We start from the raw sequence: 19,072 nt of genomic DNA on the forward strand, positions 1-19,072 counted from the left end.
TTCTTCCTAATTAATGTAATGAAAGCTAGAATCACAGAGTTTTTTGTTAGCTAAAATTGATGTTCCTATACGTATACTGCTATCAGCATCAACTAGCGAGATGACTACGTACTTGTTCTTTATACCTTCGTAGAGTACTCAAAGCTTGTAACTCTATCTGTCTGACTCGTTCTCTACTAACACCCATGCTTTGACCAATTTCCGCTAAGGACAGTTCATTTCCATCTACTAAACCGAAACGTAAAGTTAATATTTCTCGTTGCTGGGGAGTTAGTTTTGACAATAAATTTTGGATATTTTGTTGGAGAAATTTTTGATCGGTGTAAAATTCAGGAGAAACTCCTTCATCCTCCAACATATCTTGTAATTCCGTCTCTCTTTCTGCGCCAACTCGTAATTCCAGAGAGACAGGTTGCCGTGCTATAAGTAAATACTCTCGAATTTGTTTGGGGTCTAAAGATAGTTCTTCAGCAATATCAACTGCGGTAGGAGTTCGACCTAATTTTTGAGCTAGTTCACGTTGGGTTCGCTTGATTTTATTCAGTTTTTCTGTAATATGAATAGGCAAGCGGATAGTACGTCCTTGTTCAGCGATCGCTCGTGTAATTGCCTGACGAACCCACCAATAAGCATAAGTTGAAAATTTGTATCCTCTGCTAGGGTCAAATTTTTCAACTCCTCGCTCTAAACCTAAACTTCCTTCTTGAATTAAGTCAAGAAAATCTAGGTTACGTCTTTGGTATTTCTTAGCAATAGACACTACAAGTCGTAGATTAGCCTTAATCATTTTTTGCTTGGCTTGATATCCCTGGCGTAGTTGCTGCACTAGTAATTCTTCACTAATATCAACTTTTTCAGCCCATTCTTTTTGTGTAGGTTGACGCTTTAATTGAAGAGTTAATTTTTCTTTAGCAGTAAGTAAAATCATCATTTGTTGTACTTGCTTACCAAAATCAATTTCTTGTTCATGAGTTAACAAAGGAATACGTCCAATTTCATGCAGATAGGTACGCACAATATCAGCATTGGATAAAGATTTTTCGTTTTTCTCGCTTAATTCTATAGATGGATGAGATATATTTTTCATAGTTTTTTGAACCTTCGTAAATACTGATTGACTTGGAGTAAATGAATTTTGACTCTGTGTAGTTAGTATGACATCAAGAAATGAAATTAGAATGAAATAATGAATTTTATTGATTAAATTGCTAACTTTTTTTTTGACTAGAGAATGTAAACAGGTTAATTGAAAAATCCAATTCTGTTGAGAGGATAAAAGCGAACAATGGCTCGACCTATGATTTTATTGTGGGGAACAAAACCCCAATAGTGGCTATCATAGCTATTGTTGCGATTGTCTCCCAGAACTAGATAAGAATTTTTTGGTACAATTACAGGCCCCCATTGATAGTCTGGTTTAGCTTCAAGGTAATTCTCTTTTAAAGGCGAGCCATTAATATAAACTAGTCCATTCTTAATTTTAACTGTTTCTTCTGGTAAACCAATTACACGTTTAATAAAAGCTTCGTGGTAGTTTTCAGAAAGCAGTGTTTTGGTCGGATTAAAAACAACAATTTCACCTCGTTGAGGTGAGATAAAATCATAGCTAACCTTATCAATAATTAAGCGATCATTAATCTGGAGTGTTGGTTCCATTGAGCCAGAGGGTATATAACGAGCTTCAGCAACAAATGTGCGAACACCGAAAGCAAGAACTAGGCTTAAACCAATTGTTTTAACTGTTTCTAGCAAAATATTTTCGTTTTTTGATGGGGATGATTGTTGGTGATGAATATTAGACATAGTGTTAATAATAAATAACAAGCATTAGACAGAGATAAGTCTTGAAAGTTATTAGTGAGCAAACGTATTGATGTTGGCTTCAGTCATAAATTAAATCTTTGGTGGTAAAATTTTGAGAATCGTAGTCTAAATTATTCATAACTTTTAATTCCTGTAATCTCGGTTCGTAACTTCACATTAAGGGGTAAAAGTCAAGAACTCGAAAAGATTTCTCTGATAGGGAGCAGATTTGCTTAATTCAGCAAAAACTGATATTTCTTTAAGTTAAGAGCTTGATGTTACAGGATTTTGTCAAAAAGTTGAAAAAGTGATGTCTATCCAAATTAAATAACTACAATCACGCATTCAGTCAGCGTACCTAATCTTTATGAAAAACATCAGGTTCTATTTAATATGATTTCCTTACCCTGGTTTTTAGAAATTGTGGTTGGAGTCGGTATGGGTTTCTGTTCTGGGCTGTTTGGTTTAGGCGGAAGTTCAATTGGTACGCCCATTCTACGGCTGTTAGAGCTACCACCTTAATCGCTCTGGCTAGCCCTCTTCCACTTACATTACCGAGTGCAATAGGAGGTGCGATCGCCTCCGTCGGAGCGTAGCTCATCGCACAGTAGTGATACCAACCTTAAGATAATCAAACCATCATTCTACTGTTGAGCAACACGGCAAATCGTCGCCATCATTAATCAATCTTGTCGATCAATCGGCAATGGTGCCGGTTGCTTCTGCTTAAGGCTTAAGTAAATAACCAAATTTACAATTATAGAAAGAAAAAGCATACTAGTTTCGACTGTACCTAAACCAAAACCACCATTTTTAGCTGGTTGAGATAGTAAATCACCTATAGATGCTCCAAGCGGACGAGTCAAGATATATGCTATCCAAAATGCCAAGACTGCATTCATTCTAAAGTAATAATAACCACCAGCTACTATCGCAATTAAAACACCAAATACTAGTGCTGATTGGGCATAACCTAGCTTCAAAGCCTCTGCTAGTAAGTCTCCTGTTGCCGTACCCAAGGCAAACGTAAATAAAATAGCCACCCAGTAGAAAAGCTCTCTTTTAGCTGTATTGATGGAGTGCATAGCTAATGTCTTTTCTTTTAAATACCACAACGCAAAAACTGCTAGCAAGACAACACTAAAAACTATAGTAGTTGTCATCAAACTAACTCCAAGCTCATCTACCAATCTATCAGTAATTAGTGTACCAGTGATACTTGTAAAAACAACTACAATCCAATAACTTACTGGGACATACCTTTTCAGCCTAAATTGATTCCAAAGCGCAATGAGTAATACGCCACTCATAATATAGGATGTAACGCTTAAACCAAGGTTTAGAGTTACTGACAAATAATCAGCCGCAGTTTCACCTACTGTGGTCGCCAGGACTTTAACAATCCAGAAAGAACCTGTAACCTCTGGAACCCTGTTTAAAACTTTTTTCATGATATTTGCTTGATTTTTTTAGAGTAGTGATGAAGCCTTAATCGTAGTGATTTGGCTTTGTTTGACTCTAAACAACAAATGTCAAGAAATTGGAAAGTTTTGTAGGGTATGTGATGCAACTAAAAAAATTTACACATGAAAAATATAATGCTGTTTCAGACTCAATCAAAGGTTCGTAACATTAGCTATGTAAAGTAGTGAAATATCATTAAGCAAGCCTTGTCTTTCTCAACTAAATCCAAAGCCTGCTCAAACATCAAAGATGCCATACTACATTGGTAAAGAAGCTATCTACTACAATTAGATATTACAAAGACATACCATACTATTGCGATCGCTCTTGAGTGAACCTATACTTTTTCTAATCCTGCCTAGGTTTTGGCTTTTTCCTACCAAACAAACTAGTCATACTTAATCCAGTCACCAACAACCCCAAAAGTCCCAGTCCGTTCAAAATTGGGTAAATTCCTTGTAAACCAAAGATTTCACCGCGATGAATCGAAAGCAAAAGACTACGCGGAACTCCAATATTAGCTGACCACTCACCCACCAGTGTAGCTGCGATACCAGTTAGCAATGTTACAAAAAGCGGTAAAGCTAGAATAATCGCCAGAGTGCGGTGGTACTTGCGAAATGAACGCATGATCAAAAATCTCCAGTGGAAATTATCTTAGTGATTTCTCACCCCTTGGAAACAGTGGCGATATTTGAGTTAAGTGTCTGTAACCCCTCAAGAACTTTCGCTTTATCTTTTGCTTTCAGCGCACCCTTCACCTGAGTTGCAGCATCTTCGATTGCATTATAGGTTTTGGAAGATTTAGTTTTAACACCATCTTCAACCTTGACCCAAGCGTTTTCAAACTTGTCAAACTCCTGTTGGGCTTTATCAAAATTTCCTGCTTCCACAGAAGTTTTTGTATTTGAAACAACACTACTCAAAGCATCAAAACCTGCCTGTGTAGCACCAGGAGTTTGAGATACTGTTGTTCCTCCAGTCGTTTCAGTGGTAGCAGGGGTCTGGGTAGTAGATTGTTGAGGGCTATTGCATCCTACTAATGTCAATAAGCTAATTGCAGTCAGGGAGATGATGTAGATTAAGCGTTTCATAATACCTCTCTAAAAAATATACTGGGATTGAATCTAGCTTCTTTTCTTTAGTTTTTCATACATAAATGAAATTACGATGAAATTTGCTCTTGAATTGATGATTTAAAATACAGTTTTTGAGTTTGGTGATTGTCCAAAAAATTTACATCTTTTTAACTTAATTTATCTGGGATAGATATTAAATGAAATTAGTTATCAATTAGACGAGCAGAGATTTCTGATAACTTACCTTCTATAAGTTGTAACTGTTCCTGATGTGCTTTCAAAAGTCTCATAATCTCAACAATTTCATCTTCCCGTAACAAATTCATTTTATCGTGTAGCAATTCAATTTCTAATTCTGCTTTTTTATTTACTTCATAGTCATATTTCGCATCCTGGCGATCAATGGTAGCTTGACGATTCTGACTCATCATAATGATGGGTGCAGTATAAGCTGCCTGAAAGGACAACATTAGGTTAAGTAAGATAAACGGATAAGGGTCCCAATGCTTGATGTAGGCTGTGACGTTAAGAATAATCCACAGTATAAGTAAAGTACTTTGAATGATAATAAATCGCCAAGAACCAACGGTATCAGCTACTATATCGGAAAACCTGTCGCCAAAAGTCGCCGGAGACTTAGGTGGATTCTGTGCGGGTTTGCGCTCGCGTAGACGCTGTAATAGTCTATACTCTTCTGTACTAACGCGGGTGCGTAAAGGTTTTTTTTGCACGTTGGTTAGAGTTTTTAGTCGTTGGTTTACCAAAGTATATTAGTATGTTGGAGGTTGCAGTGACTAAACGTTTAGTAATTACAAGTCTAAATTCAAAAACTCCAAAAGTAGCTCAATGCTATCTATGAGGAGAGCAAAAAATTTTGCTCTCCCATAATTGGTTGCTAATGTAATAGTCAACTAGTTTGTGTATCTAAAGCTTGTTTTTGCGAGTACCAATACCTCAAGCACTGAACGTACTCAAGTATGACAAAGTTTGAGTATTACTATTTAAAGACCTTCTCTAGATTATCCACTTCATCTAGCACAGGAATGGCAAGATGAGCGTAATCTCTAGATAATTTTGCCGCCTCAACACTAGCAACAAGTCCATCAAATTTCTGTACTTGTGTAGTTCCTCCACGCGCTAAGATAGATGGTCTGACTGCATTCCAGGTGCGGCGAATCTCTGACGCTGTTGTTTTCAGTTGGCTTGTATTTCCTGTTATCGACCAAATTTCCAACTCGCGTCCATAATAGTCAAGTAGCGTTACCTCAACTGGTACTTTTGGTTCAAATTCCTTGGTAATATTGGCAGCGAGTAACGTCACTTGGTTAGCGTCGCGCATTGCAGATATGCGATTTTTAGCGGTGACAGCACCCTTGAGTGCTACTATTTTGGCATCCAACTGTACTAATTCTGTTTTATTCTCACCTTTGATTTCGGTACGTAGATTTTTTGCTGCATTTTCAAGAGAGGTAAGATTAGCTGTGGCTTTTGTCCAATCATTAGCTTTAGCCATATCGTAGATGCTTTCACCATATTCACCCACTTGGCTCAGAGAAGTTGGTACTTTATCATCATTTACCTCAGTATCAACATCGTTAGCTGCGTCTGGCTGTTCTCTGTTTCCATCGATTTTCACATCTTTATCCTTACTAATAATCATTTGAATGCTACTGTGACGCTGCGGTATGATTGCAACAGGTAACTGGGGTTGATTTGTAGAGATAGCTTTTGCCAAACCAGCGATACCCAAAGTACTAAGCAAAGAGCCGATAATAATGATTTTTGTTGAGTTATTCATAAATCCTATATGTCTCAATCTGTATTTGTAGTTTTACTGTAGATTGCATTTGTTAAGAAGTTGGAAAGTTTTGACTGAGTAGAGAAAACTTTTTCAGTCCTTCTATTACAACTTAGATATTGTTATCAAAATAATTTTTAGTAGTTGCAATCAATCTTTCCAACTTCTTGACTTTTTATATTTAAAGTAAAACTATAGCAAATCAAAAATAGGTGTAAGCAACACAAATAATGATAACTATTTTGGATTGCTAAACAAATACAAAATTCCAGGATTGACACACATGATAACTTCAAAAAAAATCGCTTTAGCAGCTGCTTTAATGAGTATTTTAGGTGTTGGTGCAGTGGTCAAAACCGTAAGTGCCTCTCCTTCTCAAAACAGTGTACAAGTAGCTCAGGCTAGTGACGGAGATGGCGAAGCTAATGACGCTACAGAACCTCCTGAAATCATGAATAATGGTGTTCATCACACTAAAATAGCTCAAGCAAGTGATGGTGACGGTGAAACTAATGATGATCAAGAAGAACAGCAAGAGGACAAAAAACTACAAGCTTTAGCTAAAATTACAGCAGAACAAGCTAAACAAGCTGCTGAAACTTCTGTCGGTGCTAAAGCTAGTAGTGTAAAACTCGAAAATGAAGATGGTAACTTGGTTTATGCTGTAGAAATTGGTCAAAAAGAGGTGAAAGTTTACGCTGGTAATGGTAAGGTTCTCTACACTGAGAATGCTAACCAGGAAAGCGATGAAAATGAAGCTTCTCGTCCAAAGAGTAGTATTCAAGTTACGGAAAATAATAATGAACGAGAAACAAATGAAGGCAGTAAATAGGGTTATTTATTACTAGTCACAAGTGATATGTAGCTGTAAATAGCTAAATACGAGGTTGTTGAATTAGCTCTTTTCAACAACCTCCTTTATTTGTAATCGAATGATTACAGTCATGTTTGATTGAGCAAATGTATCAGTTGCATCATATTTTCTCTTGCGATCGCTCATAAATTTTAAAAATTAAAATTTTGTATAAAACTGCTGAAGATAAGATCCTATCTTCAGCAGTTAAGATAAAGCTCTACCTAGTTAGTTTCGTAATACCAAGTTGCAATCAAAGAGGTAAATTGGTCATATCGGAGCAAACCGAGTCTAACAAAGAATCTCGCGAAATTCCACCATTAGGGAACACTTTGCTAACACTTCGTTTCACTATGTAATCAGCAAAAAAAGCTGTAGATTACAGAATGACATTTGAGAAAGCAAATTGGTATTAAATTGACGGTAATTTCAAACTAAAGGAACGACAAGATAAAGTGCAGAAGTTGCGCTTAACCTTCTGGGCCACCCTCTCCATTGCCATCAGGGCCACCATCAGGGCCGCCAGGTGGATCTCCAGCAGGATCGGATGGATCAGACTCTTCAGCATTGACTTGAGAGAATTGGGTGTGTTTGGAATACTCAGATTTGACAGAAACACTAGACGGTATTTGACTTGCAAAGACCGACTTTGTTAATCCCAATCCCAACATACTAATAGTAGCTGCTGCTACTATCACTTTTGCGGAATTTTTCATTTTATCCACTCCTTTAATTAGAGTTAAACAACCTGTATAAGTAAGGTTGTCGGATTGAATTATGGAAAATAAAAGTCAAGAACTCGGAAAGATTTGGTTTAATTTAAAAAATGATGCTGCGATCGCCTCAATAACAAGGTCATAAAAAAATTAAGTCATTCATCTGAATCTTTCCAAGTTCTTGACCTTTGCTGCTTATAATCACAAACCTATATTTCAGATAAATTTGCACCATGAATATTTCAATTAATCTAGCTATAGCTTTCATCAGCATTTTGGGTTTTGGTGGTCAGTTGCTTGCATAAGAACATGATTACTTTGCGATGGGCTACGCCCTAACAGAAGCGATCGCTAAGTGACTCCTGTGGAGTACCGCGTATGGTAACTATGAGGAATGTAAAGTAAAATGCGTCTATTCCCCGTATTGGTAGCAGTAGTGACAATTGCAATTCCTTTAAGCGAATGCAAGAATGCAAATGCACAAACTGCTGACAGTTTAAAACAGACAACAAAGGTTTTTACACCAACAATTAATCAGCAACTCAAAAAAGACTCCGACACCACTCTCTCTCAAAAGAATACCAATCCACCTGCGACAATACCCGTATTTCCCACAAGTCCAGGAAATACTCAAATCAACAAAGCCCCAGAAGTAACTGAATTGCGCGTGCTGGTGTCGGAAGTAGTTGTCAGACCTCAAGCAGGACAACTAACACCAGAACTAGAAAACCAAGTTTACAAAGTCATTCGTACCCAAGCAGGACGAACTACAACCCGCTCCCAGCTGCAAAAAGATATTAACGCTATATTTAGTACTGGTTTCTTCTCCAATGTTCAAGCAATGCCAGAAGATACTCCCTTGGGAGTAAAAGTAAGCTTTGTAGTGCAGCCTAACCCCATTCTGACCAAGGTAGAAGTGCAAGCTAATCCTGGCACAGGTGTTCCCTCTGCATTACCTACTAATGCTGTAGATGAAGTCTTTCGTGAGCAGTATGGCAGAATCTTGAATTTGCGCGACTTACAGGAGAGTATCAAGCAATTAACTAAGCGGTATCAAGACCAGGGTTACGTGCTAGCCAACGTGATTGGAACACCGCAAGTTTCTGAAAACGGAGTTGTCACCCTGCAAGTAGCAGAAGGAGTAGTGGAGAATATTAGAGTCCGGTTCCGCAATCAAGAAGGTCAAGAGACAAACGAAAAGGGACAACCAATACGAGGTCGGACACAGGAGTATATCATTCAGCGCGAATTAGAGTTGAAGCCGGGACAAGTATTCAACCGTAATACTGTGCAAAAAGACTTGCAACGGGTGTATGGACTAGGGCTATTTGAAGATGTAAATGTCTCCCTTGACCCTAGTGCTGACCCCAGCAAAGTAGATGTAGTAGTGAATGTGGCCGAACGCAGTGGCGGTTCAGTTGCTGTTGGAGGTGGCATTAGTTCTGCTAGTGGACTGTATGGCACTGTTAGTTATCAGCAGCATAACCTAAACGGAAGAAACCAAAAATTAGGTGCAGAAGTACAGGTGGGACAGAGGGATTTGCTGTTTGACTTACGATTTACAGATCCCTGGATTGCGGGAGATCCTTATCGGACTTCTTACACCACTAATCTTTTTCGTCGTAGCTCCATTTCGTTGATTTTTGATGGCAAAAATAATGATATTAAGACCTTTGAAGCAGGGAAAACGAATGGCGATCGCCCCCGTGTCCTCCGTCTAGGTGGCGGTGTCACCTTTACCCGTCCCCTCAGCAATAATCCTTACAAAAATTCTGAATGGACGGCTTCAGCAGGTTTGCAATATCAACGAGTTTCCACCCGTGATGCCAATGGCAACATCAGAAAAGAAGGAACCGTGTTCAAGAATGGAGTAGCTACTGAACTAGTTCCACTTAGCAAGTCTGGGCAAGGTGAAGACGATTTGCTGTTGTTGCAACTAGGGGTACAACGCGATCGCCGTAATAATCCCTTACAACCCTCTAGCGGTTCGTATCTCCGCTTCGGAGTCGATCAGTCAGTACCAATAGGACTAGGCAATATTTTTCTCACCAGGTTACGAGGTAACTATAGCCAATATTTCCCTGTCAACTTTATTAACCTGACAAAAGGCCCACAAACCTTAGCATTTAACTTGCAGGGTGGAACTATCCTTGGTGACTTGCCTCCTTACGAAGCCTTTATCCTTGGTGGTAGTAACTCCGTCCGGGGTTATCAAGAAGGAGGATTAGGTAGTGGACGTAGTTACATACAAGCATCTGCTGAGTATCGCTTCCCCATTTTTTCAGTCGTCAGTGGCGCACTATTTTTTGATGTTGGTAGTGATTTCGGAAGTAATACCAAGTCAGCTGAGGTACTGAACAAAAATGGTAGTGGCTACGGTTATGGTCTTGGTGTGCGCGTACAATCGCCACTAGGGCCAATTCGCATTGACTACGGCATCAATGGCGATGGTGACAATCGCATTAATTTTGGGATTGGTGAAAGGTTTTAGGTTTTCAGCAGTCAGTGTAAACAATACATTTTTACTGACTGCTGATTATTTTATTTGAGTTTATCCTTGCTTGCAAGCTCAAGTTTTCGATGAAGGGAATACCTCATTGAAAAAAATAATAACCAAACTAATACCAAGTTGCCAAAGTTAGTATTGTTTGGAACCAAAGTCGCTACTAGACTTGCTTGCAAGGAAATAATACGATCAAACACAACTTGGTATAAGAACCTAATTTCGAGACTAAGTTTATAAAGCACGGCGAATGTCAGTAGACAAACCAAAAATAAGCGAATAAAGGTGCTGCAAAGACCTACCTGATACCAATAGTATGGTTAGTTTAAGTTAGTAAATTTGTAGTCGAAATACACCAATTGGGATATCTGCATTCATCCCTACAAACCTGACAGAAACCGGATAAAGCCAAGCATTAGAAGTTCCTGAAATTAAAACACGATTGAGAACAATATTGAGTTCAGTTCCAGGAGCTACCTGTTGAGGAAAAACAGTTGTAATAGTTCTGCCATTGACAGTAATATTAGCAGCTATCTTTTGACCAAACTGGTTAGATAATTCAATATCATTCCTTACAGTTACACCTTTAGGTACAGCAATAGTCATCTGGGATAAAGCTCTACTATCTTGAGGAATTTCTAGCTTGAAAGAATCTCTGACAATTTTCGCTTTATTTTGAGGAAATTGCACTGCTCCAACAACGTCAGGAAATCCGCTATTTTTCATCGTGGTTGTGCCATAAGCAGCAGATGACAAAGATGCGATAGTTAAAGTTAATGCAACAGCATGAATTAGCTTTTTCATGTCAATCTTCCTTTAAAATATAGTGAGCAAGTTTACTCTAAATGACAAAAGTTAAGAACTTGGTAAGTTAGTAAAATGTTAATGCTACTGTATAATTTCTTTGGAATCAGCTTTTTATATCGTTAGAGATAAAAGTAGGAAATTTCCAAGAATAAATGGATGTTGAGTTATGTTTTTTAAGCACTGTTCAATAGCACAACTAAAACTCAAGTTTATGGTTATTAGTTAATAACTTTTAGTAAGTACTCCACTTTACCTACTAAAAGTCAAGAACTCTAAAAGATGTACCTAAATGTGTTAAGAAATTCAACAAGAACTAATCTTTCCAAGTTCTTGATTTTTCTAATCTAAAGTTAAATCAAGGTTTAAGCTTGATATCTGTAGCAGCTATATTAGGTATGAAAAGTTTAACGATGTACGCAAGTGGAGGCTTTGCACAATATTTAGTATGTCAAAAACAAAATAAGAGAACGTCACAAGATTGGCAAATAATTGTCATACCAAGTTTTTAATATACACAGGTTAGAAGGACATAGGATAAGGTAGATTAGAAAACTGTAGCTTTAAAAAGTATATGCACGAATGACGTAGATAGCATTAGTAAAATATTAGGATTGAGCATGGCTTATTTGATCAATCTCTTGCCGATTAGACAACTTTATCACCTGAGTCGCGATCGCTTAACTCGCTATATTGTCGCAGTTATATCAGTTGTAGTCGCGCTACTGCTGACACTGTTGCTACAATCTCTGGTAAAATCAACAGTTTTCTCTCTATTTTTTGCTGCTGTAACTTTTAGTGCTTGGTATGGTGGCTTAGGAGCAGGATTACTTGCAACTATTTTGTCAGTTTTAGCTAGCAACTTTTTCTTAACACCTGTAGCTGATAATTTAGTACTTCGGCACGGTGCGAATCTTCTACATTTGGTCTTATTTAGTATAGTTGCGTTGCTCGTTAGTTCGCTTAATGCTGCACTTCGAGTTGCTCGACAACGAGCCGAAGCAAATTTAGCCAAACTTCAACTTAGTGAGGAACGGTATCGTCATATTGTCGATACTGCTTATGAAGGTATCTGGTTATTGAATGCCCATTTGCGAACTGAATACGTTAATCAGCGACTAGCTGAAATGTTGGGTTATCGTATTGAAGACATGAGCGATCGCTCTTTTAATGAGTTGATGACTGAAACGGTTGGGAATGAAGTTGAAGCAATCTTGGCACAATGGCAGCAAGGCAGAAGACAACGATTTGATTGTCGTTTTAGTACTCAAGATGGCTCTAATTTGTGGGTAATTGCTTCTACCACGCCAATTTTTACTGATCGGGGTGATTTTAACGGCGTGCTATTAATGTTATCTGATATTACCGAGCGTCAGCTAGCAGAAGTAGAAAGGAACCAGTTACTAGAGCGAGAGCAGTCTGCACGAGCAGAAGCGGAAGCCGCAAATCGTAGTAAAGATGAATTTCTCGCAATCCTTTCTCATGAATTGCGATCGCCCCTCAACCCTATTCTAGGTTGGGCAGAGATACTGCAAAGCAAAAAATTAGATCAAGAGACTACTAATTACGCTCTTAAAACTATTGAACGTAATGCCAAATTGCAAACTAAATTAATTGAAGACCTACTAGATGTATCTCGGATTATTCAAGATAAAATAATTCTAGATCTGTATCCAATAAATTTGGTATCTACTATTGAGTCAGCAATAGAGATGGTGCGATTACTAGCTGAAGAAAAAGCAATATTTATATCATTTTCAACTATAGATTTAGAAAACAGAAATGAATTACTAAATTCTCATACTGGTTCATCATTAAATAATTTCAACACTTCCTCTAAAAAATATTACGTTTTAGGTGACTCCAAACGTTTACACCAAATCATGTATAATTTGCTGTCTAATGCGATCAAATTTACACTACAAGGAGGTCGCGTAGATATTGAGTTATCTATAATTAGTCTTTCAGAAAATTATGAGTTAGCAGACTCAACACAAAAATTCGCTCAAATTCAGGTGAAAGATACAGGTATAGGTATCAAGCCTGAGTTTATACCTCATGTTTTTGAATCTTTTCGCCAAGCAGATAACGCTACAACGAGGAATTTTGGTGGGCTAGGTTTGGGACTAGCAATTGTTCGCCACTTAGTAGAACTTCACAGTGGTACTGTTGAAGCTCAAAGCATGGGAGAAGGACAAGGCGCAACTTTCATTGTCAGACTACCACTTCTACAAGATAGAGAAGAGATAGAGAAAAATCATAATTCAAAAGCCCTTTCACATTTGACTTGTGCTTCATCACTTTTAGCAGGCTTAAAAGTTTTAGTAGTAGATGATGAACCTGATATTCGAGAGTTGCTTGTTTTTATCCTAGAACAACACGGGATGCACGTCTCTACAGCTGCATCGGCTGAACAAGCATTACAAATTCTGGCAAATTCAGAGCAAGATTTACTCATCAGCGATATTGGTATGCCAAATGTAAATGGTTATATGCTGATGCAGGAAATTAGAGCGAGTGAAGTGAGACAATGTAGCCAGATTTTGGCGATCGCTTTAAGTGGTTATACTCGTGAATTAGATAAAAAACAGGCGCAGTCAGCAGGTTTTCAAAAAAGTTTAGCTAAACCTGTAGAACAAGCTGAGTTAATTGCAGCTATTGCAAATCTCACAGGGCGGAGTTTTTAAGATTGATTGGGTTTAGACTGACTTTACCTGAGGAATGGGCTACGCCTTGCTATGAGCGATGCTTCCGGCAACATAACGCACTTTAAATATAGTTGAATCCTACTAAGCACACTGAAGATTCAGTTTAATTCACAGACAGTTTTTAAACTACCCATTCATCTCCTACCATACCTGCAAAATTGACAGTGAGATGAATGAGCCTTTTCAAATAAATCTACTGTTGAAATACTTTTCGGAGATTATTGACTTCACCTTGTACAGGTGCGGCAAGCAGACTATATTCAGTAGGAGAGCTAGCTGTCTCAACTAAAGCAACTAGTGTATCGTCAAACTTCTGTAATTGAGGTGAACCGCCGTGAGATTGGATTGCAGGACGTAAAGCTTCCCAAGTCTCTCGAATTTTACCAGCAACATTTTTTAATCTAGCTGTATTCTCATCGGCTGCCCAAATTTCCAGTTCACGACCATAGTAGTCGAGCATTGCAACCTCCAAAGGCATCTTAGGTTCTAACTGCATTGCTAGTTGAGCAGCGATCGCACTAACTTGGTTAGCATCGCACATCGCTTGATGGTTCTTTGCTGCAACCGTACTTTGCAAAACAGTAATACTTGAGTCAAGCTTGGCTAAGTTGACATCGGTTCTTCCCTTTTGTGTTTTGAGGCTATCTGATACAGCTTTGAGTAGCGATAAATGGTGTTTTGCTTCTGTCCAATTGTTGGTTTTAATCAGGTTATAGATAGTCTTGCTATATTCGCCAATTTGATTTAGAGTTACTACTTGTTCATCTTTGCTCACTATTGCAAATACTTTTTTACCATTAACATCATCATTACTGTCACTAACTTCTATAGGGACACTAATCGGTGATGGAGATGCGTAAACTGATTGTACTGATAAACTTAAACTCAAAGTTCCAACCAAACTAGCTTTCAAAATAAGCTTGATAACAGATTTCATGCTAAAACCTCCATGACTGTGGTTTTGTGACTTTGCTCTGTATCTATCACCAGCAAAGCACTTTAGGAATTGCTTCCTCTAGACTCTATCAGTCAGATGTGACAAATTCTTTACAAAACTATAAAAAAACAGTCACATTTTTCTCTTTATCTGATTTGCAAATGATGTTTGCAAGTTTTCACAAGTATTTCTGAAACACAAAATAATTTTTTCAAATCCTGATAAATCTTTCCAACTTCTTTACTTTTACTAACTAAATTGAAATTACAGCAGAAGTCAAAAGTCAGTTCGCGTGGGCGTTTCCGTTGGCGCAGCCTCTCGTAGAGAAGAGTAGAGTAGAAAAATGAGCTTTGTGACTGACTTTAAAACCTTGAAGATATACTTCATTAAGTTTAAATCTGTTGTAATAGATTTTCCAAACAAGGAGATACTCTCTTATGACTAATAAATTTGTGAAACTTGCTTTATCTATTGCAGCCTTGAGTCCATTGTTATTCTCTTCTATAGCACCAGCTAATGCCCAAGCATCTACCGCACAAATACAAAAAACAGACGCACATCTTTCAACACAAGTGCATCCCCAAAATGTCAAGGCTACCAAAATGATGCGGGCAACCACAGCAGCTTCCAAATCAACTAAACTTATTAGTTATTCACCTCAAACAGCACCAATTCTCCGATTAGGAAGCAGAGGCAAAGCAGTAAAAGAGATTCAGGCATTCTTGAAAACACAAAAACTCTACAATGGAGCAACTGATGGAGTTTACAGTAGAAACACACGTTCTGCCATTATTGCTTTTCAGAAGTCTCATAATTTGAAAGCTGATGGAGTTGTTGGAGTAAAAACTTGGTTTACCATAATTCATTAATTACTTAGATAGTACAGTTTGCTTTTTAAGCATAGTTTACCAAAAGAGGGAGGAGGCGAATGTTGCTCGCTTTCTCCCCTTGCTAACAATCATTAATATTAAGTAAATCTATTCCTAATACTTGAATATATTGACAAAATTCACACTGCCAGAAATTTACAACATATTACAACTCAATCCGCATAATACAAAAATCAGCCCATACGAGAATAAAGTGTTTTTATATCTTGATATATGGAAATCTTAATTGTTGAGGATAAATTTGAAATTTCTCGGTTAATCCAGTTTTCTTTGGAAAACGAAGGATTTTCTTGCCATAATTGTGGTGATGGGCTTCAAGCATTCCAAATAATTCAAGAGCATAAACCGAACTTAATCATCCTCGACTTGATGATTCCTAGTCTCAATGGACTAGAGTTGTGTGCCAGGATTCGACAAAAACCTGGTGCAAAAGACCCCTACATCTTAATGTTGACAGCTAAAAGTGAGGAAATTGATCGTATTATTGGCTTGTCTACTGGTGCTGATGATTACTTAGTCAAACCTTTTAGCCCCAAAGAGTTAGTTGCCAGAGTTCGGGCGCTTCTGCGACGTAGCTTGCGCCAACCAGAGCAACATCAAATTTACCGTACCCAACATTTTCTGCTCGATATAGAGCAACACTCTGCTTTGCGTCAAATGAACCCTAATTTTTCAGAAATAATAGACTTAACAAACTTGGAATTTAACTTACTAACTGCTTTTGTTAGCTATCCCAATCGAGTTTGGAATCGCACACAACTAATAGATAAATTATGGGGTAGTGAATTTTATGGAGATGAACGAGTAGTCGATACACTTATAGCTCGGTTACGAAAAAAGATAGAACCTGATTCAGCAAATCCTATTTTTATTAAAACAGTCACTGGTATTGGTTATAAATTTGAAGACTGACCCATTTAGTAATTATATCTTGGTGAGCGATCGCACTGTTTTGTGTCTATGTATGCTAAAAAACAAGTAATTGAAACAAAGCTAACACAGTATTATCACAACTCTTAGTTACTGTGAAAATACTCAATAAACTTTGCTTGATAGTTATGGATAAGTATCTCTCAATAAGCCGTTCAATTCCTATCTTGATTTTTGCTAGTTTTGGATTAATAGCAAGTCCAGATGTGGCAGTTCTAGCAGCAACTAGTAAATTTAATCCTGAATCTGACTCATTAACTTTAAACGTTGAGTATGAAAACGAGCTTAACAACCTCAACGATACTGACGCTGCTTATGTCAGAGCCATCAGAGAACATTTTGATTAAAATGTGAGGTCGATTGCTTAAAATTAGTTACATAAGGGATGGGAATACAACCCATCCCTTAATTTTTCCTATGCTAGTGGTACTAAATAAAACATTATTGACAATTAATCTTTTCTAATTCTTGACTTTTATTAAATATATTGATATTACAAAAATTAAAGGCATAGATTTAAGCAACATACATCATGAATGCTTTAGTACAAAAACTGATAAACAATATATTTGATTTTGATCATCTTATCAATTGCGTATCTTGGTAGTATAAATATTATCATAAATAAATCATATATCAGGACTTAAACATTTTTGGGTGCAGAAACGAGCCTCAAACCCTTGTACAGCAAAGAAAATACACTAAAGGCTCAAAAATGTTTGAAACCTAAATATATTAGTCAACAAGACAAATCAATGTCAAAATCTTTCTGTATATAGGTTTGATTGTTTTTTCTGGCTACTTTTTGTCTAAGTCTTATATTTAGGTTGTTAACCTTTTTATAGACAAATTATTTAGCTTTCCGCAAGCAATAAAGTAATAAGTAAGGAAAATTAAATGGTCAATAAACGTCCTCCAGGTTTAATAGCAATTGTTATTTATAAAGGCTTTGTTGCTTTACTACTTACAGCTACATCTATTGTTCTACTTTTAGCTTTGAAAAAACATGATACCCTTGTGGCCTTTTCCGAATCTTACATATTGGAAGGTAAACGCGAAGTTATTGAATGGTTACTAGAAAAAATTATTAATATCAAACCACAAACTTTAAAATTTAGTGGAATTGCCACTGCAATATACGCAGTTGTGACAGCCATTGAGGCTATCGGTTTATGGTATGAAAAAACTTGGGCAAAGATATTAGTTATTGGATTAGTTGGTATTAGTATACCTCCCGAAATCTATGAGTTAATTAAAGGGGTAACGATTTTCAAATTTTTAGTCTTTATGGTTAATCTAGCTGTACTATCGTACTTGGTTAGACACTTTTATAAACATTAATTAAGAGAACTTGCTGGTAAACGCACTGTAAAACAACTTCCAATTCCCAATTGACTTGTGACGGTAATTAATCCACCGTGGTTTTGAGCAATAGCTTGGGCAATAGCCAATCCTAAACCAGAACCACCAGAATTATAAGAACGTGATTTATCTGCTCGCCAAAAACGCTCAAAAATATTTTCTAAATCTTTTGGTGCAATTCCTATACCTGTATCTTGGACATTAACTACTATATCGGCAGCAGAACGATTAGCTGTGATTTCTACCGTTCCTTCTGACGGTGTGTAATGTATAGCATTTTGAATTAAATTAGTAAATAGTCGTGTTATTTGATTTGTATCACCTAACAGATAAAGCTTTTCAATTAATTGACTCTTGAGATTAATTTCTTTAGCGATCGCCTGTGGTTGATATAGTTGCACTAAGTCGTTTAAAATTAAACTAAGATTAACAGTTTCTTTACTCCGGTTAGGAATATTATCATAACGAGCTAAAAATAGTAAATCTTCAGTGAGGCGAGTCATTTGGTTAGTAGCACTAGAAATAGCCTGAAATTTTTCTGCGTCAGTTTCTCGCATTCCTTCTGGATATTTTAGTGCTACACCTGCATTACTTTTAATCGCCATTAAAGGACTGCGGAGTTCATGGGAAGCATCAGCAGTAAACTGTTTTAAGCGTTCAAAGCTTTCTTCAATTGGTTGCATCGCTTGACGAGTCAGCCAAACTCCACCAACACTACTAATAATCAAAGCTACAACAATTCCACCGCTTAACCCCAAATCTAATTTATTTAAAGTTTCATCGAATTCTTCTAGAGATTGACTAGCTCTTATATATCCAATGAATTGTTTATCGTCACTACTAATAATTGGTAAAGTGACAGACTGAATACGATTTTTACCAACTGTGTTAATTTGTTCTCCTTCTCTGACATTAACAGGTAGACTTAAAATATCTCGCCCCTGTTTTTCAATTAGATTACCTTTAGTATCAAACCAGTTTAATCCTTGATGATTTTCAAATAATTTATCTTGAGGTAAGTCATTTTCAATTTTAATTTTACCGTTATCAAACTCGGCATTAGCAGCAGCGACTTGTGCTAATGCAGCAAGTTTCTCTGTTTGTTGTTTATGCAGGCTATGGGTAAAGACAATGCGAACGGCAATTGCAAATCCACCTAAGATTAATGATAATACGATTAAATAAGACAACAGTAAACGACGGCGAATTTTTTCAAACATAAGCT

The 19,072-nt window shown here is 37.2% G+C and carries 19 protein-coding genes; 8 read left to right on the forward strand and 11 right to left on the reverse strand.

The features are described 5' to 3' along the window. Nucleotides 1-88: 88 nt before the first annotated feature. Entirely contained in the window at nt 89-1,087 is a 999-nt protein-coding gene (locus tag FNW02_RS05270; RefSeq protein ID WP_225225439.1) for an RNA polymerase sigma factor, RpoD/SigA family, read from the reverse strand. 155 nt (nt 1,088-1,242) lie between these two features. Then, nucleotides 1,243-1,803 carry a signal peptidase I gene (gene lepB / locus FNW02_RS05275; RefSeq protein ID WP_191756523.1) on the reverse strand — a complete coding sequence of 187 codons (561 nt, stop codon included), beginning with the start codon at nt 1,801-1,803 and terminating at the stop codon, nt 1,243-1,245. 393 nt (nt 1,804-2,196) lie between these two features. Between lepB and FNW02_RS39465 the strand changes: the two genes are divergently transcribed. Then, nucleotides 2,197-2,325 carry a hypothetical protein gene (locus tag FNW02_RS39465; RefSeq protein WP_263627716.1) on the forward strand — a complete coding sequence of 43 codons (129 nt, stop codon included), beginning with the start codon at nt 2,197-2,199 and terminating at the stop codon, nt 2,323-2,325. 161 nt (nt 2,326-2,486) lie between these two features. On the opposite strand, the gene FNW02_RS05285 is transcribed toward FNW02_RS39465, so the two are convergent. The 5 genes from FNW02_RS05285 to FNW02_RS05305 all read right to left on the reverse strand — a co-directional run bounded on the left by FNW02_RS05285 (nt 2,487) and on the right by FNW02_RS05305 (nt 6,144). Continuing rightward, nucleotides 2,487-3,254 (reverse strand): COG4705 family protein, encoded by a 768-nt coding sequence (locus FNW02_RS05285; RefSeq protein ID WP_191756524.1) that lies wholly within the window; start codon nt 3,252-3,254, stop codon nt 2,487-2,489. Between the two features lie 361 nt (nt 3,255-3,615). Beyond that, on the reverse strand, nt 3,616-3,897 hold the full coding sequence (locus tag FNW02_RS05290; RefSeq protein WP_191756525.1) for a peptidase: 282 nt from the start codon (nt 3,895-3,897) through the stop codon (nt 3,616-3,618). A gap of 38 nt (nt 3,898-3,935) precedes the next feature. Further along, entirely contained in the window at nt 3,936-4,361 is a 426-nt protein-coding gene (locus tag FNW02_RS05295; protein ID WP_191756526.1) for a DUF4363 family protein, read from the reverse strand. A gap of 188 nt (nt 4,362-4,549) precedes the next feature. After that, a complete protein-coding gene (locus FNW02_RS05300) occupies nt 4,550-5,077 on the reverse strand; it encodes a DUF1003 domain-containing protein (protein ID WP_191756527.1) in 528 nt (175 codons plus the stop codon). Between the two features lie 266 nt (nt 5,078-5,343). Then, a complete protein-coding gene (locus tag FNW02_RS05305; RefSeq protein ID WP_191756528.1) occupies nt 5,344-6,144 on the reverse strand; it encodes a hypothetical protein in 801 nt (266 codons plus the stop codon). A 283-nt stretch (nt 6,145-6,427) separates the two neighbouring features. Here FNW02_RS05305 and FNW02_RS05310 point away from each other — a divergent pair, with 283 nt between their 5' ends. Next, nucleotides 6,428-6,976 carry a PepSY domain-containing protein gene (locus FNW02_RS05310; protein WP_191756529.1) on the forward strand — a complete coding sequence of 183 codons (549 nt, stop codon included), beginning with the start codon at nt 6,428-6,430 and terminating at the stop codon, nt 6,974-6,976. A gap of 491 nt (nt 6,977-7,467) precedes the next feature. Here FNW02_RS05310 and FNW02_RS05315 read toward each other — a convergent pair whose 3' ends face one another. Then, nucleotides 7,468-7,713 carry a hypothetical protein gene (locus FNW02_RS05315; RefSeq protein ID WP_191756530.1) on the reverse strand — a complete coding sequence of 82 codons (246 nt, stop codon included), beginning with the start codon at nt 7,711-7,713 and terminating at the stop codon, nt 7,468-7,470. 406 nt (nt 7,714-8,119) lie between these two features. Between FNW02_RS05315 and FNW02_RS05320 the strand changes: the two genes are divergently transcribed. Beyond that, entirely contained in the window at nt 8,120-10,204 is a 2,085-nt protein-coding gene (locus FNW02_RS05320; protein ID WP_191756531.1) for a BamA/TamA family outer membrane protein, read from the forward strand. A 342-nt stretch (nt 10,205-10,546) separates the two neighbouring features. Here FNW02_RS05320 and FNW02_RS05325 read toward each other — a convergent pair whose 3' ends face one another. After that, a complete protein-coding gene (locus FNW02_RS05325; protein ID WP_191756532.1) occupies nt 10,547-11,020 on the reverse strand; it encodes a DUF2808 domain-containing protein in 474 nt (157 codons plus the stop codon). A gap of 620 nt (nt 11,021-11,640) precedes the next feature. On the opposite strand from FNW02_RS05325, the gene FNW02_RS05330 reads away from it, so the two are divergent. Further along, entirely contained in the window at nt 11,641-13,707 is a 2,067-nt protein-coding gene (locus FNW02_RS05330) for an ATP-binding response regulator (protein WP_191756533.1), read from the forward strand. Nucleotides 13,708-13,921: 214 nt separating this feature from the next. On the opposite strand, the gene FNW02_RS05335 is transcribed toward FNW02_RS05330, so the two are convergent. After that, the gene (locus tag FNW02_RS05335) at nt 13,922-14,665 is read right to left on the reverse strand and encodes a hypothetical protein (RefSeq protein ID WP_191756534.1); all 744 of its coding nucleotides are present in this window, start codon (nt 14,663-14,665) and stop codon (nt 13,922-13,924) included. 437 nt (nt 14,666-15,102) lie between these two features. Between FNW02_RS05335 and FNW02_RS05340 the strand changes: the two genes are divergently transcribed. The 4 genes from FNW02_RS05340 (at nt 15,103) to FNW02_RS05355 (ending at nt 17,826) form a co-directional block, all read left to right on the forward strand. Then, nucleotides 15,103-15,534, forward strand: a complete 432-nt coding sequence (locus FNW02_RS05340) for a peptidoglycan-binding domain-containing protein (protein ID WP_191756535.1) — start codon at nt 15,103-15,105, stop codon at nt 15,532-15,534. Between the two features lie 234 nt (nt 15,535-15,768). Next, on the forward strand, nt 15,769-16,467 hold the full coding sequence (locus FNW02_RS05345; protein WP_191756536.1) for a response regulator transcription factor: 699 nt from the start codon (nt 15,769-15,771) through the stop codon (nt 16,465-16,467). Nucleotides 16,468-16,613: 146 nt separating this feature from the next. Next, nucleotides 16,614-16,832: a hypothetical protein gene (locus FNW02_RS05350; RefSeq protein ID WP_191756537.1), complete on the forward strand. Its 219-nt coding sequence runs from the start codon at nt 16,614-16,616 to the stop codon at nt 16,830-16,832. Nucleotides 16,833-17,382: 550 nt separating this feature from the next. Further along, a complete protein-coding gene (locus tag FNW02_RS05355; protein WP_191756538.1) occupies nt 17,383-17,826 on the forward strand; it encodes a DUF2127 domain-containing protein in 444 nt (147 codons plus the stop codon). Here FNW02_RS05355 and FNW02_RS05360 read toward each other — a convergent pair. Further along, nucleotides 17,823-19,067, reverse strand: a complete 1,245-nt coding sequence (locus FNW02_RS05360) for a sensor histidine kinase (RefSeq protein WP_191756539.1) — start codon at nt 19,065-19,067, stop codon at nt 17,823-17,825. The genes FNW02_RS05355 and FNW02_RS05360 overlap by 4 nt on opposite strands. Nucleotides 19,068-19,072 lie beyond the last annotated feature (5 nt).

The sequence above is a fragment of the Komarekiella delphini-convector SJRDD-AB1 genome (genome assembly GCF_014831675.1).
Lineage (GTDB): Bacteria > Cyanobacteriota > Cyanobacteriia > Cyanobacteriales > Nostocaceae > Komarekiella.